Source organism: Exiguobacterium sp. s26 (genome assembly GCF_018618235.1).
GTDB lineage: Bacteria > Bacillota > Bacilli > Exiguobacteriales > Exiguobacteriaceae > Exiguobacterium > Exiguobacterium chiriqhucha.
In genome coordinates this window covers 17,852-42,258 of sequence record NZ_JACSLS010000003.1, presented here as the reverse complement: position 1 = coordinate 42,258, position 24,407 = coordinate 17,852, and the positions used below count along the sequence as shown (strand labels likewise).

Annotated in this window: 22 protein-coding genes; 4 read left to right on the top strand and 18 right to left on the bottom strand. The window is 53.5% G+C overall.

The window, feature by feature from the left end; genetic code table 11:
* Nucleotides 1-65: 65 nt before the first annotated feature.
* The 5 genes from rarD to KNP82_RS04920 all read right to left on the bottom strand — a co-directional run bounded on the left by rarD (nucleotide 66) and on the right by KNP82_RS04920 (nucleotide 4,247).
* On the bottom strand, nucleotides 66-953 hold the full coding sequence (gene rarD, locus KNP82_RS04940; RefSeq protein WP_029595218.1) for an EamA family transporter RarD: 888 nt from the start codon (nucleotides 951-953) through the stop codon (nucleotides 66-68).
* A gap of 123 nt (nucleotides 954-1,076) precedes the next feature.
* Nucleotides 1,077-2,234: a bifunctional cystathionine gamma-lyase/homocysteine desulfhydrase gene (locus KNP82_RS04935; RefSeq protein WP_021065680.1), complete on the bottom strand. Its 1,158-nt coding sequence runs from the start codon at nucleotides 2,232-2,234 to the stop codon at nucleotides 1,077-1,079.
* Complete coding sequence (locus KNP82_RS04930; protein ID WP_021065679.1) at nucleotides 2,200-3,138, bottom strand: PLP-dependent cysteine synthase family protein; 939 nt, start codon at nucleotides 3,136-3,138, stop codon at nucleotides 2,200-2,202. The genes KNP82_RS04935 and KNP82_RS04930 overlap by 35 nt, the downstream gene beginning before the upstream one ends.
* Nucleotides 3,139-3,606, bottom strand: a complete 468-nt coding sequence (locus KNP82_RS04925; protein WP_021065678.1) for an S-ribosylhomocysteine lyase — start codon at nucleotides 3,604-3,606, stop codon at nucleotides 3,139-3,141. It lies immediately after the preceding gene.
* A complete protein-coding gene (locus KNP82_RS04920) occupies nucleotides 3,603-4,247 on the bottom strand; it encodes a class I SAM-dependent methyltransferase (RefSeq protein ID WP_131471279.1) in 645 nt (214 codons plus the stop codon). The genes KNP82_RS04925 and KNP82_RS04920 overlap by 4 nt, the downstream gene beginning before the upstream one ends.
* A gap of 339 nt (nucleotides 4,248-4,586) precedes the next feature.
* Here KNP82_RS04920 and KNP82_RS04915 point away from each other — a divergent pair, with 339 nt between their 5' ends.
* Nucleotides 4,587-8,246: a S8 family serine peptidase gene (locus KNP82_RS04915; RefSeq protein ID WP_214827249.1), complete on the top strand. Its 3,660-nt coding sequence runs from the start codon at nucleotides 4,587-4,589 to the stop codon at nucleotides 8,244-8,246.
* A gap of 87 nt (nucleotides 8,247-8,333) precedes the next feature.
* Here the strand turns inward: KNP82_RS04915 and KNP82_RS04910 are convergent, their stop codons facing one another.
* The 6 genes from KNP82_RS04910 to hrcA form a co-directional block, all read right to left on the bottom strand.
* On the bottom strand, nucleotides 8,334-9,080 hold the full coding sequence (locus KNP82_RS04910) for a 16S rRNA (uracil(1498)-N(3))-methyltransferase (protein WP_029595214.1): 747 nt from the start codon (nucleotides 9,078-9,080) through the stop codon (nucleotides 8,334-8,336).
* Between the two features lie 3 nt (nucleotides 9,081-9,083).
* Entirely contained in the window at nucleotides 9,084-10,022 is a 939-nt protein-coding gene (gene prmA / locus KNP82_RS04905; protein WP_029595213.1) for a 50S ribosomal protein L11 methyltransferase, read from the bottom strand.
* 18 nt (nucleotides 10,023-10,040) lie between these two features.
* Nucleotides 10,041-11,150: a molecular chaperone DnaJ gene (gene dnaJ / locus KNP82_RS04900; RefSeq protein WP_029595212.1), complete on the bottom strand. Its 1,110-nt coding sequence runs from the start codon at nucleotides 11,148-11,150 to the stop codon at nucleotides 10,041-10,043.
* Nucleotides 11,151-11,259: 109 nt separating this feature from the next.
* Nucleotides 11,260-13,083 carry a molecular chaperone DnaK gene (gene dnaK / locus KNP82_RS04895; RefSeq protein ID WP_029595211.1) on the bottom strand — a complete coding sequence of 608 codons (1,824 nt, stop codon included), beginning with the start codon at nucleotides 13,081-13,083 and terminating at the stop codon, nucleotides 11,260-11,262.
* A 29-nt stretch (nucleotides 13,084-13,112) separates the two neighbouring features.
* Nucleotides 13,113-13,685, bottom strand: coding sequence for a nucleotide exchange factor GrpE (gene grpE / locus KNP82_RS04890; RefSeq protein ID WP_029595210.1), 573 nt, complete (start codon nucleotides 13,683-13,685; stop codon nucleotides 13,113-13,115).
* A gap of 17 nt (nucleotides 13,686-13,702) precedes the next feature.
* Nucleotides 13,703-14,725 carry a heat-inducible transcriptional repressor HrcA gene (gene hrcA, locus KNP82_RS04885; RefSeq protein ID WP_058763965.1) on the bottom strand — a complete coding sequence of 341 codons (1,023 nt, stop codon included), beginning with the start codon at nucleotides 14,723-14,725 and terminating at the stop codon, nucleotides 13,703-13,705.
* Nucleotides 14,726-14,916: 191 nt separating this feature from the next.
* On the opposite strand from hrcA, the gene KNP82_RS04880 reads away from it, so the two are divergent.
* A complete protein-coding gene (locus KNP82_RS04880; protein WP_214756530.1) occupies nucleotides 14,917-15,522 on the top strand; it encodes a DUF1054 domain-containing protein in 606 nt (201 codons plus the stop codon).
* A gap of 43 nt (nucleotides 15,523-15,565) precedes the next feature.
* Here KNP82_RS04880 and hemW read toward each other — a convergent pair whose 3' ends face one another.
* The 5 genes from hemW to lepA all read right to left on the bottom strand — a co-directional run bounded on the left by hemW (nucleotide 15,566) and on the right by lepA (nucleotide 22,137).
* Nucleotides 15,566-16,732 carry a radical SAM family heme chaperone HemW gene (gene hemW, locus KNP82_RS04875; RefSeq protein ID WP_214827247.1) on the bottom strand — a complete coding sequence of 389 codons (1,167 nt, stop codon included), beginning with the start codon at nucleotides 16,730-16,732 and terminating at the stop codon, nucleotides 15,566-15,568.
* 65 nt (nucleotides 16,733-16,797) lie between these two features.
* Nucleotides 16,798-17,982: a DUF1015 domain-containing protein gene (locus KNP82_RS04870; RefSeq protein WP_214714599.1), complete on the bottom strand. Its 1,185-nt coding sequence runs from the start codon at nucleotides 17,980-17,982 to the stop codon at nucleotides 16,798-16,800.
* A gap of 12 nt (nucleotides 17,983-17,994) precedes the next feature.
* Nucleotides 17,995-19,158, bottom strand: coding sequence for a 3-phosphoglycerate dehydrogenase family protein (locus tag KNP82_RS04865; protein WP_214827246.1), 1,164 nt, complete (start codon nucleotides 19,156-19,158; stop codon nucleotides 17,995-17,997).
* On the bottom strand, nucleotides 19,136-20,212 hold the full coding sequence (serC, locus tag KNP82_RS04860; RefSeq protein WP_214714597.1) for a 3-phosphoserine/phosphohydroxythreonine transaminase: 1,077 nt from the start codon (nucleotides 20,210-20,212) through the stop codon (nucleotides 19,136-19,138). Before serC ends, KNP82_RS04865 begins: the two co-directional genes overlap by 23 nt.
* A gap of 101 nt (nucleotides 20,213-20,313) precedes the next feature.
* Entirely contained in the window at nucleotides 20,314-22,137 is a 1,824-nt protein-coding gene (gene lepA / locus KNP82_RS04855) for a translation elongation factor 4 (protein ID WP_021065662.1), read from the bottom strand.
* Nucleotides 22,138-22,357: 220 nt separating this feature from the next.
* Here lepA and rpsT point away from each other — a divergent pair, with 220 nt between their 5' ends.
* Nucleotides 22,358-22,618 carry a 30S ribosomal protein S20 gene (gene rpsT / locus KNP82_RS04850; RefSeq protein WP_021065661.1) on the top strand — a complete coding sequence of 87 codons (261 nt, stop codon included), beginning with the start codon at nucleotides 22,358-22,360 and terminating at the stop codon, nucleotides 22,616-22,618.
* 30 nt (nucleotides 22,619-22,648) lie between these two features.
* Here rpsT and KNP82_RS04845 read toward each other — a convergent pair whose 3' ends face one another.
* Together KNP82_RS04845 and holA are read right to left on the bottom strand one after the other, a co-directional pair.
* The gene (locus KNP82_RS04845) at nucleotides 22,649-23,083 is read right to left on the bottom strand and encodes a GNAT family N-acetyltransferase (RefSeq protein WP_029595202.1); all 435 of its coding nucleotides are present in this window, start codon (nucleotides 23,081-23,083) and stop codon (nucleotides 22,649-22,651) included.
* Between the two features lie 9 nt (nucleotides 23,084-23,092).
* Nucleotides 23,093-24,103, bottom strand: a complete 1,011-nt coding sequence (holA, locus tag KNP82_RS04840) for a DNA polymerase III subunit delta (RefSeq protein WP_353049057.1) — start codon at nucleotides 24,101-24,103, stop codon at nucleotides 23,093-23,095.
* 90 nt (nucleotides 24,104-24,193) lie between these two features.
* Between holA and KNP82_RS04835 the strand changes: the two genes are divergently transcribed.
* A complete protein-coding gene (locus KNP82_RS04835) occupies nucleotides 24,194-24,358 on the top strand; it encodes a YqzM family protein (RefSeq protein ID WP_016508105.1) in 165 nt (54 codons plus the stop codon).
* Nucleotides 24,359-24,407 lie beyond the last annotated feature (49 nt).

Below are 24,407 nucleotides of genomic sequence, written 5' to 3'. Positions count from 1 at the left end.
GTCTGACATATAGGTCTGACATCTAACATATTATCATGTTTTCTTGAAATGTAACAGCTTTCAATTCAGACGAGTTGACGGCGTTTCCGCGTCTGGATCCAACTGTTCCAACTAAAGAAGAAAATGGCAATCCATATACATGTGAACGCAAAAACGTGATAGCCCGTGAACGGTTCATTATAGAGAATGACCCCGATTGCGAGACTGAGCGTCGGTGCGATGAACTGAAGAAACCCGACGAGCGTGAACGGGATATGTTGCGCCCCGTACCCGAACAAAAGAAGGGGTAGCGCCGTCATCACGCCTGTCCCGACCAACGCGACCCAAATGACCGGTTCGGTCGTCATCGTCAATCCTCCCTGAGACGTTTGCCAACCCAAGAAAATGATAGCGACCGGAACGACCGCGAGCGTCTCGATGCCGAGGCTAACCGTCGAGGCAAGTGGACGGCGTTTCTTCACCATCCCGTAAAACCCGAACGTACTGGCCAAAATGAACGCGATCCACGGGAACGACCCATAGCCGAACGTCAAGACGAGCACGCCGATTGCCGCCACGGTCACCGCCAGCCATTGTACTCGATTTAATGATTCCCGAAAAACAAGCACACCTAACACCATGCTCACGAGCGGATTGATGTAATAGCCGAGTGACGCTTCGATGATATAGCCGTGATTGACCGCCCATATGTAGACGAACCAGTTGGCACTGACGATAAATCCGTTCAACATAAAGGCGTTCCTTGTCGCCCGGTGCCGAAGCGCATAGTTGAACTCGGTCCACTGTTTCGTCCATTTCAAGACAAGTAAGATGAAGAGGAACGACCAGACGATGCGATGGGCCAAGATTTGACCGCTCGGTATTTCCTGCAAAAACTTCCAATAAATCGGTAGGACGCCCCACATGACGTAGGCCCCGACCGTTGGCATGACGCCTTTGTTCACTCTGTTCACCCGCTCTCGTAATCAATTATCGTCAGTGTAGTCGATGCGATTAGGACATTCAAGCGAATTCTTTCACCTTGCACACGACAAAAAGAGGCACGCTCGCGAGCGCACCTCGTATCGCTATGCAACTTAGTTCGGAATCGTCGCCACGGTCGCGAGCGCCTGCTCCAAATCTTCAATCAAATCTTGTACATCTTCAAGGCCGACCGAGATGCGGACGAGTCCGTCCGTAATCCCGAGTTCGAGACGGCGTTCCGCAGGAATTGACGCATGCGTCATCCGAGCTGGTACGCTAATCAAGCTCTCGACCGCGCCGAGACTTTCGGCGAGTGTGAAGTACTTCGTCTTCGCGACGACGAGTTCGGCCGCTTCGGCTGAACCGACGTCGAAGGCGATCATTCCACCGAAACCACGTGCCTGGGACAAGTGGACCCGCTTCGCTTCTTCGCTGCCGACACTCGGATGCAAGACACGGCTGACGGCTTCATGCTTCGTCAAGTAGTCGACGAGCGCGAGCGCGTTCGCTTCAATCGCTTCCATGCGGACCGCGAGCGTCTTGATGCCGCGAACAACGAGGAAGCTGTCTTGTGGTCCAAGTACCGCGCCGACTGAGTTTTGCAAGAACGCCAAACGCTCTCCCAGCTCTTCCGTGCGGGCGACGACGAGACCGGCGACGACGTCGCTATGGCCGCCTAAATATTTTGTGGCGCTATGAAGCACGTAGTCCGCCCCCAATTCGATCGGGTTTTGGAAGTACGGTGTCATGAACGTGTTGTCGACGACGAACAGGACGTCCGCCTCGTCGGCGATGGCGCGGATGAGGCGCATGTCCGTCACGTTCAACAACGGGTTTGTCGGTGTCTCGACGTAAATCATTTTCGTGTTCGGCTGGAGCGCTTCACGGACCGCTTGCGTATCGGCCGTATCGACAAAAGTTGCCTCCAAGCCAAGTGATTGAAATACTCGATTGAATACACGGTACGTTCCCCCATATACGTCAGAACCGACGATGACGTGGTCCCCTGATTTCATTAACATTAAAATCGTCGAGATGGCTGCCATCCCAGAACCGAACGCAAACCCGCTGGCACCGCCCTCGATATCGGCGATGAGCGTCTCAAGTGCCGTCCGTGTCGGGTTGGCCGTCCGCGAATATTCATACCCTTCGCGGAGATTGCCGATGCCGTCTTGCTTATACGTGCTCGTCTGATAAATCGGTGGTGTGACGGCTCCCGTCAACGGGTCCGTTGTTTTACCGCCGTGAATGAGTGCTGTTTTTGTACGCATATTCTGCCTCCTTGACTATTCCTTGACTTAAATAACGTTCAACGCTGTCCGGTAAAATCGTCACGATGACGCCTTCTGTCATCTGAGCCGCTTCTTGTACGCATGCCGCGATGGCCGCTCCGGATGAACTTCCGACGAGCAAACCTTCTTGTTTGGCGAGGTGGGCGACATAATAGAACGCCTCTTCGTCCGTAATCGTGTAAATCCCGTCGACGAGCTCGCGCGGCAAGAACGCCGGCCACGCCTCGACGCCGATGCCTTCTGTCTTGTGCGGCCCTGGTGCTCCACCGTTCAAAATCGACCCTTCCGGCTCGACGACGATCGTCTTCGTCCCGTTCGGCCGCAACTTGCTCGCGACACCTGTAAACGTCCCCCCTGAGCCGGCCCCGGCGATGAACACATCGATGTTCGGCAGGTCGGCCTGAAGCTCGAGCGCGAGCGTGTCGACGTATGCGTCCGGATTATCCGGATTCGAGAACTGTTCCGGCACATAGGCGTCATGTTCGATGGCGAGCTCTTTCGCCCGCGCGATGGCCCCTTTCATCCCGAGCTCCGTCGGCGTGTTGACAACGGTCGCCCCGAGAAGCGCCATGAGCGCTTGCTTCTCTTGACTGAACTTCTCCGGAGTGACGGTCATCAACTTGATGCCGTGACGTTGACAGGCGAGTGCGAGCCCGATCCCGGTGTTCCCGGCCGTCGGTTCGACGACCGTTCCCCCGCGTGCGAGTTGTCCACGTTCAAGCGCCCGTTCAATCAATTGCAGACCGAGCCGATCCTTGACACTACCGCCCGGGTTCATCATCTCGAGCTTGCCGTACACTTTGACACCCGGAGGAACCGGTAACGTCCGCAATTCGAGAAGAGGCGTCTCCCCGATCAATTCATAGACGCTTTGGACAATCATTTACGCTTCGTCCTTGAAGATGATGTGCCACTCGTCACGCTTAGCAAGCATGTCGGCCGCGAGCTTCTTCGCACCCTCGAAATCGTGATGGTTCGCGCTGCCGCATTGAATCGGGTTTTGCGCTGGAAGTTCTGTCGCATTTGCTGCATCGCGGAGTGTCGCTTCAACGAGGTCGAGCATCGCTTCGTAATCCCCGTCGTTCAACATCGTCCAATAGAAGCCTGTCTGGCAACCCATCGGCGAGACGTCAATGATTTGATTCGAGTGGCTACGGCTGTTCTCGGCAATCAAGTGCTCGAGCGAATGGACGGCGCGCATCGGCATAAGCCCTTCGTTCGGTTGAATGAAGCGAATGTCATATTTATAAATCGTATCGGCCGTCCCTTTCTTCACTCCAGCTAAACGGACGTAAGGCGCTTGTACTTTTGTATGGTCTAAATTAAAGCTTTCGACTTTATAACTTTTCATGATTGAGTTCCTCCTGATTGTTTCGTGGCCACGACGAGCCAGACGAATTTATTTTTTTGCGTGAGCGTAACCGTATAGCCGTTTGCTTCGAGCATCGCTTGAATCGTCTGGGTATATGGATAAAACTCTCGATTCAAATCCTCGAGTAAATCGGTATAGCCGTTCGCTTCGGCCCAGTCCAAGATGTCCCGTTTCGCTGTTTGCGAGGCGAACATCGTATCGAGCAAGACGAAGCGCGGGGCGTCGAGGTGTTCGACGTAACTTCGAATCGCCGTCCGTTTCTCATCATCCGTCAAATGATGGAACGCATAGGATGACACGATTGTATCGACCTGTTGATCCGTCGGATAGTTGAGAAAGTCACCGTCGACGATATCGAGCTGTAACTTCTCGGCCGCGACGGCCCGCATTTCCGGAGACGGTTCGACCGAAATCAATTCGTGGCGCTCCAAGATTTTTGCACTCAAGTTCCCTGTCCCGCTTCCGAATTCCATGACCCGGCCTTCTAATTGGTCGACGACCTCGTTGAGCATCGTCTCGTACCCGGCGAACACTTCACGATACTGTTCGTCATGTCCGGTCACGGTCGCGTCATATTCTGACGCCCATTCCTTAAAAATGTCCATGAATTGTAATCCCATGTTGTCACCCCATCATCTTTATTCCGACTATATCAATAAGTTTTATATGATTTATCTACTACAGACTGTATCAACTTTAGATTAAAATCTCAAGCGAATTGCCCATATTGTTTGAGAGAGATGAATTATTTATTGTTAATCCGATGAAAGAGTCAGGAAATGAGAAAAGACCTATCCACATTTTAACGTGGATAGGTCCAAAGTAATTGTCAGAATCTTTTAATTTGTTCAAATTCATTACCCTATCGTTTAAAAAATAGGAAGAATTTTGGTTTGAAATTCGCTATCATTTTCCACAAATGGATTTATTTTTTCAAAAAACGATTGGAGGATACTAAATTGCCACAACCGAAATTTTATTTGAACGTCTCCCTCGCGACTTGCCTCGCGTTGACGCCCGGCCTACTCGGCCTCGGCGCAGAACCTGTCCTAGCCAAGCCATCTGTCAAACAAAGCGTGAGCTCGACCGACAAACATGAGAAATTGCGCGTCGTCGTCGAACTTGTCGGTGCCCCAGCAATCGAACAAGCAAAGAAAAAGGGTAAAAAGTTTAACGAGTTGACGAAAACGGAGAAAGACAGCGCTCAAAAGCTCGTCAAAGCCGAACAAAAGAAAGCGAAAGCTGCCATCTCGAAAAAAGGCGTCAAGGCCGTGACGCTCGAAGAGTTCACGACCGTCTTCAACGGTTTCAGTACGATGCTCACAGCGACCGACGTCAAAAAGGTCGAGGCGTTGCCTGAAGTCGCAAGCGTCCACGTCGTCAACGAGTACGAACGTCCAGAAGTCAAACCGGACATGGTCACGAGTAATGGCATGGTCCAATCACAGCAGACGTGGGGCGATTACGGGTTCACGGGCGAAGGGACGATCGTCGCTGTCATCGATACAGGCGTTGACGCCGACCACCGTGACTTCCGTCTTACGGATGATTCAAAAGCCGAGTTGTCTCAAACAGAAGTCGAGACGGCCGTCAGCACGTTCGGCATGCCTGGAGCTTACATAAACGAGAAAGTCCCATACGCTTATAACTATTATGATGAGAACGATGATATCCGTGACGATTCACCTGGCGCCTCGATGCACGGGATGCACGTCTCGGGTACTGTCGCCGCCAACGGGGATGAAGCGGCCGGTGGCTTGAAAGGTGTCGCTCCTGAGGCACAAGTGCTCGGGCTCAAAGTATTCAGTAACGACCCGAACTATGCTTCGACATACGGCGATATCTACATTAAAGCCATCGATGACGCCATCAAACTCGGTGCGGACGTCATCAACATGAGTCTCGGCTCAACGGCCGGATTCGTCGATGCCGACTCACCGGAACAACAAGCCGTCCAACGTGCCGTCGATAACGGTGTCTTCATGTCGATTTCGGCTGGAAACTCGGCTTACTTCGGCAACGGTTACGACCTTCCGTACGCCGATAATCCGGACACGGGCGTCGTCGGTGCCCCGAGTGTCAGCTCGGCGTCGACATCCGTCGCTTCGCTCGAGAACGATCAAATTCAATTGGACGCGTTCTCAGTCAAGTCGGGTGACGCCACTGACAAAATCGGTTGGAAAAAACAAGACGGTCCTGCCTTCACGCAAGGCAATTACGACCTCGTTTACGTCGGCGACGGCCAACCGAGCCAATACGTCGGAAAAGACGTTAAAGGAAAAATCGTCCTCGCGGTTCGCGACGGCAGTTACTTCTATTCAAACATTCAACAGACAGCCGAAGCGAACGGCGCAGCTGGCGTCATTGTCCGTGGAGCTGTCGGTCACGGCGATTATGTGAGCATGGCATTGGCCAACCCGAAAATCCCGATGGCCTCGCTTAGCATCAAAGACGGGAACACGTTGCAACAACGTCTCCTCGCTGGTGAACAGATGACAATCGGCTTTGCCGGCGATCGCCTCAGTGTCACGAACGGCGCGGCCGGTCAGCTCTCGAACTTCACGTCGTGGGGCATGACGCCAAACCTCGACTTCAAGCCAGAGATTTCAGCACCGGGCGGACAGATCTTCTCGACGTTGAACGATAACCAGTACGGCTTGATGAGTGGTACATCGATGGCTGCCCCACACGTGGCCGGCGGAGCTGCCCTCGTCCTCGAACGCGTCGACCGCGACTTCAATTTGACAGGAACAGCACGCGTCACGATGGCGAAGAACTTGCTCATCAACACATCGAAAGCTGTCACGGATATCGGACCGCTCAACAAACAGTTACAACAAAACCTCCCTTACACGCCGCGTCGTGGTGGAGCTGGTCTCATGCAATTGCATGCTGCCGTCTCGACACCGACAATCGCGTACGAGAAGAAGACGAAAGAAGCGAAAGTCGCGCTCAAGGAATTGAACCGCAGCAAGGCGACGTTCACGCTTGTCGTCGAGAACTTGTCGGACAAGACCGTGTCGTATAACGTGTCTTCGTCACTCCAGACCGACCTCGCCATCGAGCAGACGGCCGGACTCGTTCAGAACGCGATGGAAGCCCAAGCGCTCGAGAATGCAAAAGTGACCGTCAACGGGAAGAAAGTCAGTACGGTCAAAGTAAAACCGAACGCGAAAGTAGAACTCAAAGTCGCACTTGACGTCTCGAAAGCGAAAGTGCTCAATCCGAAAACACTCGACGGTCTCGTGCCGGCGAAAGACGTCTTCGAGAACGGTTACTTCGTTGATGGATTCGTCCGCTTGACGGACGTCAACGGTCCTGAGGGCAACCCGTCACTCGTCGTACCGTTCGTCGGTTTCGAAGGAGACTGGGGCAAGGCGCCAATCTTCGATGCCTCCATCTATGAAGACGGCTCGTTCTACGAAGTATCAGGTATGGTCGATCAAACAGGGAACTATCTCGGTTCGAACCTTGACGAATCGGTCTCTGCCGACGCAATCGCCTTCTCACCAGACAAAGATGGCTCAAAAGACGTTGCCGTACCGGTGTTCTCGTTGCTCCGTAACGCCAAGGACGTCAAATATCGCATCGTCGACGAGGCCGGCAATGTCGTCCGGACGTTGTTCCAAGACGAAGAACTTCGCAAGAACTACTTTGACGGCGGTGCCAACACACCTTATTACTACTCGGCCGCTTACACATGGGATGGCCAGTTGAACGGCAAGCCAGCCCCGGCCGGCAAGTACTTCTATGAAATCGAAGGAAGCATCGATTACATGAAGAAACAAGCCCAAACGCTTCGCTTCCCAGTCAAAGTCGATTACACGGACCCGACGTTCACGACGAAATGGCAAGGGGAGAGCTTGGCGGTCCAAGCGAAAGATGAATTCTCAGGCATCCATTCGGTCGAATATTTCTTGAACGGGAAATCCGTCGCCAAACAAGCGGACGGTAAGGCTTACACGTTCGCAGGCGTCAGTGACACCGATCAAGTCAGCATTCGCGTCACAGACCACGCTGGCAACAGCACGACGAAGACGGTCGCTTACTCAACAGACGCGGATAAGCCGGGCGTGTTCGTGAACGCCCCGCTCGCTTTGACGCCATACGCGACATCGGACATCCCGGTATCTGGAACGATTCAAGATGCATCTGCGATCCAGTCGTTCCAAGTCGACGATGTTGACGTTCCGCTCACATGGGACGATGCGAAGAAAGAACACATCTTCGACACGACGCGGACGTTCGCGGACGGTGTCCATAAGTTACGGTTCGTCGCCGAGGATGCGGCTGGAAACGTGACCAACTTCCAACGTGCGATTTTTGTGGATACGACACCAGCCAGCATCGAACTTGGAAAACTACCGAAAAAAATCGGTAAAAAACAATCGACGGTCAACGTCTCTGTAACGGTGAAAGACAACTTCGACGAAGTGAAACTTCTCGTCAACGGCGACTTGAAATTCAGCCAAGCGCTGAAAGAACCGTATGAGATGCGTTCATTCGCGAAAACACAGACGGTCACGCTTCCTGTGACGTCAGGTGAGAACACGTTCACGTTCGAGGCGACCGACCTCGCCGGCAACGTGACGACGAAGACGATCACACTCGTCAAATAATAATTCGACAGGCTCGCGCCCAAATCGCGAGCCTGTTTTTTCTAGGTACAAAAACGGCTCCCGCATCCGCGAGAGCCGTTTGATGTGTTAATTCAATTCGAGCGCATAAGAGACAGCGGCGAGCGCATAGAGCGGCGCCGTCTCCGAACGCAAGATGCGTGGTCCGAAAGCACAGGCCTGTGCCCCGCGTTCCGTCCACTCATTCACTTCACTTTCGTCAAAGCCGCCTTCCGGCCCGACGATGAGCAGGAGCTTCGCCCCAGGTCGAAGTGCTTTCAACACCGTCGCAAACGCTGCTTGCTCCCCTTGCTTCGCTTGTTCTTCATAGGCGATGACGACGGCATCGAACGAATCGATGCGGTCCGTCAGTTCCCGTGGTCTGATGTGTTGGCACATCGGAACGACGGCGCGGTACGACTGTTCGGCCGCTTCCTGCATGATTTTCTGGAGCCGTTCGACTTTTTTCGGTGCCTTTTTGGCGTCCCATTTGGCGACCGAGCGCTTCGATTCGAACACCCAGAAGTGATGCATGCCGAGCTCAGTCCCTTTTTGGGCGACGAGTTCGACTTTATCGCCTTTCGGAAGCGCATAGGCGAGCGTCACGTCGACGGGAAGTTCGGTCGTCGCTTGACGGCGTTCGAGCACCCGGGCCGTGCCCGTCTTCTTCTCGAGCGTCACGACCTCAGCCTCATATTCGAGGCCGGTACCGTCTAAAAGCACCATGCGATAACCGGGCGTCTCCCGGAGCACTGTCGCGATATGATGGACGACGTCGGCCGGTAAGGTGGCCGTGTCATTAACAAATGACTCACGCGGTAAAAAGTATCGTTGCATGGCTCATCCTTTCTTCGCGATGATGGCGACCCAGTCTTCCATGACCCGTGTCTCTTCAATCGCGAATCCGGACGCCTTGAGCGCCTCTGTCACCTCGGCCCGCTTCTGTCCGATAATACCCGACGTGATGAAGTAGCCGCCCGGTTTGACGCGCGCATATGCATCATCGATGAACAGCATGATGACGTCGGCCAAAATATTGGCGACGACGAGGTCATACTCCCCCGTCATCCCTTTCAACAAGTCACCCGTCTTCACGTCGATGACGTTGCCGACACCGTTCGTCTCGACGTTTTGACGCGCCGATTCGACGGCGACCGCATCCAAATCGAGTGCCTCGACTCGTTCGGCCCCAAGCTTCGCAGCAGCGATGGCGAGGACACCTGAACCCGTGCCGACATCAATCAATCGGTCACCCGGTCGGATATAGTTCTCGATTGCCTGAATGCAGAGCATCGTCGTCGGATGCGTCCCCGTCCCGAACGCCATACCCGGATCGAGTAAGATGACGTTCTCTTCCGGTTGTGGCTCATAATCTTCCCAAAGCGGAACGATCGTCAAATGTTGTGAGATTTTGACGGGCTTGTAGTACTGCTTCCACGAATGGGCCCAGTCCTCTTCGTCCATCTCGACGACCGTCACGTCACCGGTGCCGATATCGAGCACATGACGCAAGCCATCCACTTCTTTTTTGAACGCAGCGAGCGTGTCTTGAAAATCACCTGAGGCCGGTACGTATGCTTTCACATAAACACCGGACGTCGGATACGATTCACGGCCCGACACGTCCCAAATCTCGCCGAAATGGTCTTCGGCCATCATCTGGTCGTAATCTTCGACGTCCTCGATGACGACCCCTTGTGCCCCCACTTCATGTAGTAAATTCGATACGGCTTCGACTGCCTGCTGTGTCGTGTGGACACAAATTTCAGACCATTTCATTGTTTGAACACGCTCCTTTTACTGGCTAAAAAACTTCTTCATCTTTTGGAACAGGCCGTGTTGTTCTTCGACGCCTGCTTCTCCGCTAATCTCTTCGAATTCACGGAGCAATTCTTTTTGACGGTCGGTCATATTCGTCGGCGTCATGATGACGATATTGACGTACTGGTCGCCATTGCCGCCGCCGCGGACGCTCGGCATCCCTTTGCCGCGCAACCGGAATCGCGAACCGGTCTGCGTGCCGGCTGGAACTTTCAAACTCACTTTGCCGTGGACGGTCGGAACTTCGAGTTCCGCGCCGAGTGCGGCCTGGGCGAACGTGACCGGCATCTCCATCGTGATATGTTGGTCGACCCGTTCAAAGATTTCATGCGCCCGGACGCGAACGACAATATACAGGTCGCCGGCTGGGCCGCCGTTAAAGCCAGGACCGCCTTTGCCTGATAGACGGATTTGTTGGCCGTTGTCGATTCCAGCTGGAATCTTGACTTCGACTTGCTTCTGTTTCTTCACATGGCCAGAGCCGTGACACGTCTCACATTTTTCTTTAATCGTCTTCCCGCTTCCGTGACATTGGCTACACGTCCGTTGATTGACCATCCGGCCGAGAATCGTGTTCTGTTCGACCGTCTCGACACCGCTGCCGCCACAACGGCTGCACGTATCCGGTTTTGTTCCCGGTTTGGCGCCGCTACCCATGCACGTGTCGCATTCGACTTCAATCTCAAGATCGATGATTTCCGTCTTGCCGGTCACACTCTCCATGAAATCGAGGTCGACGACGTATTGATAGTCTTCCCCGCGTCGTGGAGCGTTCGGGTCTTGACGACGTCCCCCATCGCCACCGAAGAACATGTCGAAGATGTCACCGAAGCCGCCTTGGAAGTCGCCACCGCCGCCGAATTGGCTGGCCCCTTCAAAACCGAAACGGTCGTATTGGGCCCGTTTCTGTTCGTCTGACAATACTTCGTATGCTTCACCGAGCTCTTTGAACTTGTCGGCCGCATCCGGCTCTTGGTTGATGTCAGGGTGATACTGGCGTGCCAGCTTGCGATAAGCACGTTTGATGTCTTGTGCCGAGGCCGATTTATCTAGGCCAAGCACTTCATAATAATCTCGTTTCGCCACGTTACTCTCTCCTCTACACTGTCTAAACTAAAATTCTACCGAATCTACCTTAACATGGAAAGAGCCAAAGCAGAAACCTGCTTTGGCGCTCTCCTCTCTATCGGTTGCCTTATTTGCGATCGTCGAGATCTTCAAACTCAGCGTCAACGACGTTGTCGTCTTTCGCTTCCGTCTGCGTCTCTGCACCTTCAGCACCTTGCTGTTCAGCCATGTTCGCATATACTTTTTGCGTCAACTCTTGCACGACGTTCGACAATTCGTCTTTCGCCGTACGGAGGGCTTCGAGGTCTGTGCCTTCGAGTGCCGTTTTCGCTTTTTCTTTCGCAGCTTCAGCGCGCTCTTTGTCCGTAGCGTCGACTTTGTCGCCGAGGTCTTTGATCGCCTTGTCCGTTGCGAAGACGAGTTGGTCTGTCTCGTTGCGGAGTTCAGCTTCTTCTTTACGTTGTTTGTCAGCTTCCGCGTTCGCTTCCGCTTCTTTTACCATACGCTCGATTTCAGCCTCGTCGATCCCTGAAGACGATTGAATCGTGATGGACTGTTCTTTGTTCGTACCGAGGTCTTTCGCCGATACGTGAACGATTCCGTTCGCATCGATGTCGAATTTGACTTCGATTTGTGGCACGCCACGTGGTGCCGGCGGAATGTCCGTCAACTGGAAGCGACCGAGTGTCTTGTTGTCTGGTGCCATCGGACGTTCCCCTTGGAGGACGTGGATGTCTACCGCTGGCTGGCTGTCAGCCGCCGTCGAGAAGACTTGTGATTTCGAAGTCGGGATCGTCGTGTTGCGATCGATCAACTTCGTCATCACGCCACCCATCGTCTCGATACCGAGCGAGAGCGGAGTCACGTCGAGAAGGACGACGTCTTTGACGTCACCGGCAAGGACGCCACCTTGGATTGCGGCACCGAGGGCGACGACTTCATCCGGGTTCACGCCTTTGAACGGCTCTTTCTTCGTGAAGTCGTGAATCGCTTTTTGAACCGCTGGGATACGTGTCGAACCACCGACGAGGATGATCTTGTCGAGGTCAGACGGTGTAAGACCTGAGTCTTTCAACGCGCGGCGTGTCGGCTCCATCGTGCGCTCGACGAGGTCGGCTGTCAACTCTTCGAATTTCGCACGTGTGAGTGTCGTTTCAAGGTGAAGCGGACCAGCTGCTCCGGCCGTGATGAACGGAAGGCTGATGTGCGCGCTCGTCACACCAGAAAGGTCTTTCTTCGCTTTCTCGGCTGCATCTTTCAAACGTTGAAGCGCCATCTTGTCTTGAGCGAGGTCGATGCCGTTCTCTTTTTTGAATTCTGCCACGAGATAGTCGATGACTTTTTGGTCAAAGTCGTCACCACCGAGACGGTTGTCCCCTGCTGTTGCGACAACTTCGAAGACGCCGTCGCCAAGTTCGAGAATCGAGACGTCGAACGTACCGCCACCGAGGTCATAAATCAAGATCGTGTGGTCTTCACCTTTATCGAGACCGTAAGCGAGTGCAGCTGCCGTCGGCTCGTTGATGATTCGTTTGACGTCGAGACCAGCGATTTTCCCTGCATCTTTCGTCGCTTGACGCTCCGCATCGTTGAAGTAGGCAGGAACAGTGATGACTGCTTCCGTCACCGTTTCACCGAGGTAGTCTTCTGCATCTTTTTTCAATTTCTGCAAAATGATTGCCGAGATCTCTTGCGGCGTGAATTTCTTGCCGTCAACTTCGACCGTATGCGACGTTCCCATGTGACGCTTAATCGATTGAATCGTGTTCGGGTTCGTGATCGCTTGACGTTTCGCTACTTCTCCGACTTGACGCTCTTCGCCTTTGAATGCGACGACAGATGGTGTCGTACGGTTCCCTTCTGCGTTCGAGATGACGACTGCTTCGCCACCTTCCATGACTGCCACACATGAGTTCGTTGTACCTAAGTCAATTCCGATAATTTTACCCATTGTCTATTCCTCCATCTAATTAAGTAATGTTATTCTGAGACTTTTACCATGCTCGGACGAATGACGCGTCCGTGCATCGTGTACCCTTTTTGAAGCTCCATCGTCACGATGCCCGATTCGAACTCATCGCTCGGCTCTTGCATGACCGCTTGATGATAGTTCGGGTCGAACGGTTGGCCAACCGCTTCAATCACTTCGACGTTCTCACCGTTCAAGACGTCGAGTAACTGGCGGTGAATCATGTCGACGCCCGCTTGAATCTGCTTGGCGTCGTCCGAAGTCGCCTCGACTTGGAGCGCGCGCTCGAAGTTATCGATGAGCGGAATCAACTTCTCGACGACCGTCTGTGACGCGAACTTCACGCGTTTCGCGTTCTCTTCGTTCGTCCGACGACGGAAGTTATCAAAGTCCGCACGGATGCGGAGCTCGCTCGCTTTGAGTGCGTCGATTTCTTTTTGTAAATCCGTCCCTTCAGAAGTTTCTTCCACAAACTCAACATTTGAAACCTCTTCTGCTTCGACAGCCTCTGTCTGTTTCGGATCAAAATCTTTTTCTTCGAGCACTTCTTCTGGTTCAGGCCCGTTTTGTTTGTCAGTTGTCATAATGAGGCTCCTTTCCATCACTCTTCTAATTTCGTTCGCCTTAACGCCTCAATGATTTGTCCCATCATTTGGACACCGTGTCGATAGTCCATCCGGGTCGGTCCAATCATGGCGATTGTCCCGAACGTCTTCCCGTCGAGCGTATAGTCGGACGTGATGACGCTACAATTTTGAAGCGCGACGATGCCATTCTCGCTACCAATGCTCACATAAATCTCGCGGTTTGGCAACGATTCGAGCCAGTCGGTCAACCGTTCCTGTTCATCGATCCATTCGAGGAACGGACGCAACGTGTCGAGCGTCTGAAACTCAGGTTGGTTGAAGATGTTCTTCTTCCCCCCTAGATATAGCGAAGCAGGATGTTGGACTTCGACGGTCGATTGAATGAGTTGCATCATGAACTCAAATTGTTCCTGGTGCGCGAGTCGAAGTTTGGCCACTTCTTCCCCGATTCGGAACTTTAGCTGACCGAGTGGAGTCCCTTTGAGACGATCGTTCAAGAAACGAATCGTCTGTTCGACCAAGTCAGGCGCCATCGGAGAGTCGAATACAATCGTCCGATGTTCGACGTGGCCTTGATCGGTCACAATCAAGACGACGCCTCGCCGTTCGTCGAGCGGCATCAAATCGATTCGGGCCAGGCGATTCATCTGGCTGTTCGGACCGAGTGCCACCGTCGTATAGTTGGTCAAATCAGAGAGCAGGTCAGCGGCTTGACGGATGAGCACTTCCGACTCTTGGGCCGAAGCGCGCAGTCGTTCACCGAGACGATACGTCTCGCGCTCGTCGATGATTTTCGTCTCGACGAGATGGTCGACATAATACCGATAGCCGATTTCGGACGGGATTCGTCCGGCCGACGTATGCGGCTTTTCAATCAAACCCATGTCTTCTAAATCGGCCATGTCGTTACGGATCGTCGCCGAACTGAATGATAAGTCATCCCGCTTCGATAACGTCCGCGACCCGACCGGTTGGGCCGTCTGAATATAATCATCGATGATCGCTCGTAAAATGAGCAATTGTCTCTCTGTCAGCACAACATCACTCCTCTCTGAAGGATTGGCCTCGCTTTATTAGCACTCATATTTACTGAGTGCTAATCACACTTCAAATATTATCATGTTCTCCTTATTTGTCAATTCATTTGGCTCATTTTTTCCAGTCCGTTCAAGCGTTCGGATATGCATGTTTCGTCAACATTCGGTATGATACGAAATGAGGTGATTAGATGTTTACAACACAACAATTCGACGTATTCACGCAAGACGGACTCGACGCCCGGATGGCCGGGATCCGCTCAGAGATTCAACCGCTGTTCCACCGGATTTATGACGAGGTCGGGCCTCAGCTCGAAGCCGACGTCGGCATCCCGCTCTATTTACATGTCGCCAAGCATGCCCGCCGGACGGTCAATCCGCCGAAGGACACGTGGATGGCGATCTGCCATGACAAACGCGGCTATAAGAAACATCCCCATTTCCAGGTCGGCTTATTCGACGACCGCGTCTTCGTCTGGCTCGCCTTCATCTATGAGATGCCGAACAAGGAAGCAATCGGCCGCCGGCTTATGGCACTCGACTTCAAATCGGATTTCCCTGACTTCCATATCGCCGGGGACCATATGAAGAAAGACGCGTTTTTAATCGAGGATATGTCAGCCGAATCGATTGAGACGATGACGGAACGCTTCGCGACCGTGAAAAAAGCTGACTTCTTAATCGGCCGCCAACTTCCGGCCGATGCGTCGATTCTTCAAAACGAAGCCGCCTTCCTGGCGCTCGTCGAGGATACGTTCAGCCGGCTCATGCCGATTTATCGTGACCTCGTGTTATAACCGAAACAAGGGCGAACCCGCATTGGGTTCGCCCTTTTGTTGTTCAGTTAGATACTTGCGCTTGCGAGTCGTTCCATTTCGCTTCACCGATGAAGGCCGCGAATGCCTCATTGGCGAGCGGGAGTCCCGACTCGGTCAAGCGGACGTGTGTCTCCGTCGTCTCAATCAACCGCTTCGCCTCGAGCTCCGTCAAGACGTGCCCGAACACCGAACGCATCGATACACCATACTTCGACTCGAACGTCGCAAACGACACGCCTTGGCGCATCCGGAGTCCGAGGAACAGCTCTTCTTCCATCTTCTCGAACGTCTCGAGCGTCGTCGTATTGCGGACCGGTAACCCCTCCGCTTTGATATAGTGCGGAATCGGTGCGATGTTCGCCCGACGTTCCCCGTTCAAATAACTGTGCGCGCCGGCGCCGAAGCCGTAATACTCTTCGTTGCGCCAGTACACTTGGTTATGACGGCTCTCCCGTCCTTCAAGGCTATAGTTTGAAATCTCATATTGTTTCAATCCACGCCGTTCGAGCGTCTCCATCACTTTTAAATACATCGCGACTTCGATATCTTCGCCCGGAAGGCGCAACTTCCCTTTTCGCTCTTGAATCGCGAACACGGTGTGCGGCTCGAGAATCAACGAATAGGAAGACACGTGTTGAATCGGGAGCTCGAACGCCAAGTCGAGGTCGCGCTCAATCTGCTCGAGCGTCTGTTCCGGCAACCCGAACATCAAGTCGATCGAGATGTTATCGAATCGCTTCGCAGCTTCCGTCACGGTCGCAAACACGTCATCGGCCCGGTGCGTCCGTCCGATGCGCTCGAGTCCGCCGTCGTCGAACGTTTGGACGCCGAAACTGACGCGGTTGACTCCTCCTTGCTTCATCGTGTCGAGTTTCTCCGCACTGACGAAGTTCGGGTTCGCCTCGACCGAATACTCCAAATTCGGAGACGCGAGCGGGAGCAGATGACGTGCGACCATGTCCATGAGTCGTTTCATCTGCGCCTCATTGAGCGCCGTCGGTGTCCCACCGCCGATAAAGATCGTCTCGATCGTATCGGTCGGGTATTGTTCGAGCGAGAGGATGATTTCCCGTTCAAGTGCATCTAAATAGTCATCAACCGGTTGGTTCTTTAAGAACACCTTGTTGAAATCACAGTAATAACAAATATGTTCACAAAATGGAATGTGAAGATATACGGCTTTAGCCATGGCGGCCACCCCTTTCTTCTCTTCCATTTATAACGCTTTTCACGCCGAGACGCCACTCTGCACGTTCAATCGAACCGATGAATGAACAGACCGCTCTTCAGTTTCGGTTCGAACCACGTCGATTTTGGCGGCATTTGACCGTTCTCGTCGGCGACGCGCATCAGCTCTTCCATCGCCGTGGCATGACACGTCAATACGACGACGTCATCACGTTCAGCCAAGTCGGCGAGACGTTTCGGTGCGTCTTTGCCGCCGATGAAATCGATTCGGTGATCGGTGCGAACGTCCGTGACGTGAAAATACGGTTCGAGCACATCCCGTTGCAGCGTCGCGACGTCGAGCGACGTCGTCGTCTGCAGTTTTTTGAGCATGAAATGCTCGCCCCGGTAAGACAAACCGAACGTGCCCCGCTCGTTCGGGACATACAAAGCAGGGACCGACTCGAGGTCATACGATAAATCCAGATTTTCGAGCAGTACCATCACTTCTTCTGTGTCCACTTGATTCAGGATCCGGTGATATGGCAAAATCGTCAGCTCATCGCTCGGGAACAAGACGCCGAGGAAGTGATCCCGCTCTTGTTTCGATTCCCCTTCATGAATCGGGCTCCGTGCGACGACGGCTGCGGCTTTGGCCCGGTGATGCCCATCGGCGATATAGATGGCCGGAATGCTGGCCCCGAGCATGATGACGCGTGCTTGATGCTTGGATGGCACGGCATAGCCTTCATGGATGACACCTTCACTGTCCGTGAAGGCGAACAACGCCTCTCCTGTCGTCGCATCGTCCAAGATGCGACGCAACCCTTCGTCCGGCGCGTGGCTCATCAAAATCGGGCCAGTGTGCGCTTTCGTCGCCGATACGTGCTCGACGCGTTCGCGTTCTTTCGCGGCACGGGTGTGCTCATGAATCTTGATGCGACCGGCCTCATAATCGGTCACCGAGAATGTGGCGACGAGCCCTGTCTGGACACGCCCTTGATCGGTGAGCCGGTAAACATAAAATCCGTGGGTCCGTTCGGTCAACTCGCTCTCGTAAAGCCGTTCGAGCTCATGACGGGCTCGTTGTCCCCACGCCTCGAGCGGCATGTCCGCCGTGAACACTTCTGGTTTATCGACCGCAAGGAACGAGTCGGGACGCAGTTTGACGTCTTCACGTGCTTGTTCGACGCTGACGATATCGTACGGGTCGGCTGCGACGTTCTCGGGATGGGTTGGCATGTATGGGGCAAACGGTTTGAATACGACCATAATTATTCCTCCTTAAAATTCGCGGACGCGCATGACGCCCTCGATGTCGTACAGGGCGTGCACAGATAGCGTCTCATGTTTATGGTTGTCGATGTCGATCAACGTATAGGCCACGTCGTTGCGGCTCCGGTTGACCATGTTATCTATATTGATTCCGTTCTCGGCGAGCCGGCTGGCGATTTGACCGACCATGTTCGGGACGTTCAAATGGAGCACGGCCAAACGCCGCTTGCCGACGTAAGGGAGTTCCGTGTTCGGGAAATTGGCCGAGTTTCGGATACTACCGGTCTCGAGATACAGTTTGAGCGTATCGACGGCTTGGATTGCACAGTTCACCTCAGACTCGTGGGTCGAGGCGCCGAGGTGCGGGAACGCGACGACTTGCGGATGTCCGAGCAGCACTTGTTTCGGGAAGTCGGTGATGTATGTCGCCACGTTGTCATCGAGCGCTTCTAACAAATCGGCGTCATTCACGAGTTCACCCCGCGCGAAATTCAAAACGGTGGCGCCCGGTTTCATCTGCTTGAACCATGTCGCATCAATCATGTGGCGCGTGTCATCCGTAAGCGGCATATGAATCGTCAGGATGTCGACGTCGGCGAGCAACTCGCTCAACTGCTTCGCCCGTTTTACTTGTTGTGAGATATTCCAGGCCCCGTCGACCGATAAGTGCGGGTCGTACCCGATGACGTCGATGCCGAGATGGAGCAAATCGTTCGCGAGCGACGCCCCGATTGCACCGAGACCGACGATGCCGACGCGCTTGCCTCGCAGTTCGGACCCGACGAAACGCCGTTTCTGTTGTTCCATCGCTTCTTCGAGCGATGTCTGATCGGCAAACGTATGATTGTTGACCCAGTTCGTCCCTTCCAAAATCGGACGGACCGATAACAGCATGCTGGCGAGCACGAGTTCTTTGACCGCGTTCGCATTCGCGCCCGGCGTATGGAACACGACGACCCCTTGACGGGCGAGCCGGTCGAGCGGGATATTGTTCACGCCGGCACCGGCCCGGGCGATGGCGAGCAAGTAAGGCGGGATGTCCGCCTGATGGACGTCATGGCTCCGAATGACCCAGGCGTCCGCTTGTTCGGCGTCATTTACGGCATACTCGCTCGGCTCGAAACGCCGTAACCCGTCTTCTGCGATTTGATTATACGTTTTTATATGAAACATCTTGTCCCTCCTGTTCAAACTCATGCATCACATCGATGAGACGCTTCACGCCTTCGAGCGGCATCGCGTTGTATAGACTGGCTCGCAGGCCGCCGACCGAACGGTGACCCCCGAGCTCGATTAATCCGCGTGCCTCGGCGAATCGTTGAAACGCCCGGTCCGTCTCGGCATCCCCGGTCGTGAACGGGATGTTCGTCAGCGACCGCTGCTTGCCCAAGACGACGGCATGAAACATTGGCGATGCATCCAAGGCGTCGTAAAATAGACCACTCTTCTCGACGTTGCGACGTTCCATCGCCTCGACCCCGCCTTCTCCCTCGACCCAGGCGAGCACGCGCTCGGCGACGTATAGACTGAACGTCGATGGAGTGTTGAGCAGCGTATCGACGTGCTTGCTGTACGCGAGGTATGACGGCAAGTCACGGTCGACAATCAAATCGCGACGGATGATGACGAGCGTCAATCCGGCCGGCCCGATATTTTTTTGGGCACCGGCATATAATAGCCCATAGCGCTTGACGTCAATCGTTTCCGCCAAGATGTTCGACGAGACGTCGGCGACGATCGGGACGTCCGTGTCCGGCAGTTTCGTATAGCGCGTCCCTTCAATCGTGTTGTTCAACGTCACATGAAGATAGTCGACGTCTGAAATCGTCTCTGGCCATGCGGGAAGGTCTCGATACTTGACCGCTGCCGAACTGCCGGCGACGACGACGTCACCGTAGTGTTTCGCATCAGCAATCGCTTTTTTCGACCAAATCCCGCTGTCGAGATAGGCGAAGCGCCCCGACTCGCGCAGGTTCATCGGCACCATCGAGAATTGTAGGGTGGCACCGCCTTGTAGAAACAGGACGGCATAGTCGTCAGGAATCTGCATCAATCGCCGCAGTCTCGCCTCGAGCTGCTCGACGATTGTGGCGAACGTGTCGGAACGGTGACTCATTTCGACGATGGACACCCCTTGTTTATAGGAAAGAAACTCGGCTTGCACTTCACGTAAGACCGGTTCCGGCAAGACGCCCGGCCCGGCTGAAAAATTATAGATCACCGCCACTCCTCCTCTATTTCTCTGTAAGTACGTACTATTCCGTGCCTGACGTGCCGAATCCTGCCAAATGACAAAAATCGCCCTTATCCGGAGATAAGGGCGAACGATTATTCTTCGTCCATCGACAAGACGGACATGAATGCTTCTTGTGGCACTTCGACGGAACCAACCATTTTCATGCGCTTTTTACCTTCTTTTTGCTTCTCGAGCAATTTACGTTTCCGCGAGATGTCACCACCGTAACATTTGGCGAGAACGTTCTTACGGAGTGCCTTGATTGTCGAGCGGGCCACAATCTTCGTTCCGACTGCTGCTTGAATCGGCACTTCGAACTGCATCCGCGGGATGAGTGCTTTCAGCTTCTCGACGATGACCTTCCCACGTTCGTAGGCGAAATCACGGTGCACGATGAAGCTCAAGGCATCGACGAGCTCGTTGTTGAGGAGGATATCCATCTTGACGAGTCGCGACGGACGATAGCCGATCAAGTCGTAATCGAGCGACGCATAGCCTTTCGTGCTCGACTTCAACTGGTCGAAGAAGTCGTAGACGATCTCACTGAGCGGGATGTCGTACGTGATTTTGACGCGGGTCGTGTCGATATACTGCATATCGATGAAGCTACCGCGTTTCTTCTGACAGAGCTCCATGATGGCACCGACATAATCGTTCGGTGTCATGATGGCCGCTTTGACGTATGGCTCTTCAATCAATTCAACTTTTTGCTGTTCTGGCATCTTCGACGGGTTGTCGACGTGGATGACGTCCCCTGCTGTCGTCGTGACGTGATAGATAACCGACGGTGCCGTCGTAATCAAATCAATGCCGAATTCACGCTCGATTCGCTCTTGAATGATTTCCATGTGGAGCATGCCGAGGAATCCGCTCCGGAATCCGAATCCGAGTGCCTGTGACGTCTCCGGCTCGAACTCGAGCGCCGCGTCCGACAACTGAAGCCGTTCAAGTGCTTCACGCAAATCGTTGTACTTCGCCGCGTCAATCGGATAGAGACCGCAGTATACCATCGGGTTCATCTTCCGGTAACCCGGGAGTTGTTCCGTCGAAGGGTTTTTGGCGAGTGTGATCGTATCACCGACACGAACGTCGCCGACCGTTTTAATCGACGCCGAGAGCGTCCCAACGTCGCCGACATTCAATTCTTTCACCGATAACGGTTTCGGTGTCGAGACGCCGAGGTCCGTGACTTCAAACGATTTGCCCGTCGACATCATTTGTACCTTGTCTCCGACTTTGACCGAACCGTTAACGATTCGAATCGAAGCGACGACGCCGCGATAAGCGTCATAATACGAGTCGAAAATCAACGCCTGAAGTGGCGCTGACGGATCTCCCGTCGGTGCTGGGACGAGTTCGACGATCTGTTCGAGAATCTCTTCAATCCCGATTCCCGCTTTGGCCGAAGCCGGTACGGCATCACTCGCATCCAAACCGATGACGTCCTCAATCTCTTGACGGACGCGTTCGACGTCCGCAGACGGCAAGTCGATCTTGTTGATGACCGGGATGATTTCAAGGTCGTTATCAAGCGCGAGATAAACGTTCGCGAGCGTCTGGGCCTCGATGCCTTGCGCCGCATCGACGACGAGGACAGCCCCTTCACATGCTGCGAGTGAACGTGACACTTCATACGTGAAGTCGACGTGTCCCGGTGTATCGATCAAGTGAAGGATGTACTCTTCTCCGTCTTTTGCGGTATAGTTCAATTTAACGGCGTTCAACTTGATTGTAATCCCACGTTCCCGTTCGAGATCCATCGCATCGAGCGTCTGTTCTTTCATTTCACGCGCCGTGAGCGCACCAGTTCTCTCGAGAATCCGGTCAGCGAGCGTCGACTTCCCATGATCGATGTGAGCGATGATGGAAAAGTTCCGAATCTTCTTCTGACGATTCTCTAATTCTTGTTTGTTCATATATGGGTTCACCTATCCTTCTCATGCATACCGTGTCATTATATCAAAATCCTAAGTTAATGTGTACGACCTACTTCAACAATACCACATATAGTTTTCAGAATAATCATCAAGTGGTTGCTTTTCGAATAAGCGTTTGCTACAATTGTGCTTGTTCTGTTGAATGATTACTTGAAGTAATAAGAACATACACTTTCTTGTTTCAGGGGGTGACAAAACAATGGCAAACATCAAATCAGCAATCAAACGTGCAAAAACTTCTGAAAAGCGTCGCGTCGCGAACTCGCAAGAGAAAGCAGCAATGCGTACAGCAGTGAAACGTGTTGACGCTCTCGTACTCGAAGGAAACAAAGAAGCTGCTCAAGAAGCTTTCGTCCTCGCTACGAAGAAAATCGACAAAGCTGCAGCAAAAGGTCTTATCCACCAAAACAAAGCTGGCCGTGACAAATCACGTCTTGCAGCTCGCATCGCAGCTCTCTAATTAGAGACTAAAACGAAACAGCCGCCTCCATTAGGAGCCGGCTGTTTTTTGGGTTCGCATGACGTAATGGGTCCCGATTTCAGGAATCTCGAACGGTTCGCCCACGACGACTAGCCCGTTCCGCTCATAAAAACGGACTGCCACTTCTCGGGCGTTGCACCACCACGACTCATTGACCGCTTCATGCAACGCCTGTAAAAACGACGAGCCAATCCCTTGACCAGTAGATGTCGGGTCAGTCGCCATCCCTCTGAGTTGGTACGGCACCGTCTGACCATCGAAGTCACGCCCCACTTCCATCACGGTCGCGATGGACACGACACGTCCATCTTCGACCCAGGCGAAGTGACGCGTCGTCTCCGCGTCATCCCCTTCAAAATAACACGTCTCCACCGGCAAACCGGGCCGCAACACTTCATGCCGAAGCGGAATCACCGCTTCTAACCCTACTTCCTGTAACCCCATGTCCTCACCTCACAGTAATGTCAATTGGCAGACGAGCGTATCAAACACGATCTGCTTGTCACCCCGTCCCGTCTTCATTGCCTCATCCGCGTCGGCAATCAATGTCAGTGCCCGTCCGAGCTGAGCCTCGGAGAAATTCCGGCTCGCTTGCGAGGCCAGTTTCACCGTATACGGATGCGCCCCGATTTTCGAGGCGATTTGCTTCTCGCCATACCCCTTCTCCGTCAGCTGTTTCGCGAGATACATATTCCGGTACTGTCGCGCGAGGAGTGCTAACAAACCGATCAGCTCTTGACCTTGCTTCTCTAAATCACGGACGAGCCGAAGCGCCGCATCCGCACGACGGGCCACTAAGAATTCGGACAGTTGGAACACGTTGTCTTCGAGTGTCCGCGGGACGAGATCGTTGACGATATCAATCGGAATCTCTGCCCCTTCACTCGCGTACAGTTGCAACTTCTCGAGCTCGCGGACGAGTTTGCCCCAATCATCCTGACAGAGGAACAACAGCCGTTCGACGGTCGCCCGCTCCATTTTTTGGCCGCGCCGGTTCAGCTCGTCGCCGACGTAGCGCATCAGCTCCGACTGGCTCGGTTTTTTCGCTTCGAGCACGATGGCCCGCTCTTTTAAGCGCTTGACGACTTTTTTCCGTTCGTCGAGCTTCTCCGCTTCGATAATAAAGACGAGTACGGAATAAGGCGCTGGTTGTAACGCGTATTCGGTCAATCGCTCGACGTTTTGCTTTTGCTTCTCTTTTGCCCCCGTCAAGAACTGCGCTTGTTTGACGATGACGGTCCGATACTCGCTAAAGAACGGTACCGTCTCCGCCTCATCGAGCGCCGTGTCGAGTGACGTCTCGTGCAAGTCGAGCTGCATGACATCAAAGTGGTCACCAGATGGGGTTGCCGCTTTGATGATGGCCCGCTCCCACGTCTCTAGCAAATATTTTTCTGTCCCAAACAGGACGTACACGTTCGACAACTTTCCGTTATGCAGCCACGGTTCATTCAAAACACACACCACTTTCACAATTTATTCTTATCTAAACATAGATTATCCTTCACTGATTCGCTATACTTAGGACGGAACCATTTCAAGGAGGGACTCACTATGCATATTAACTCTGTTCGCCCACAAAGCGAAAACCCGTTCGAGAACGACGTACAGTGCAAACGTAACGATGCCATCGATTCAGCAATCGGCTTCATCGTCCCGTTCGGCTTTTTCTTCACCATCTTCGCGATTGGTGTCCTCATCAAGTTCTTGAGCTTATAAGTCAGTCAGAAAGCGATTGCCCCGGGGGAGCAATCGCTTTTTTAGTTTA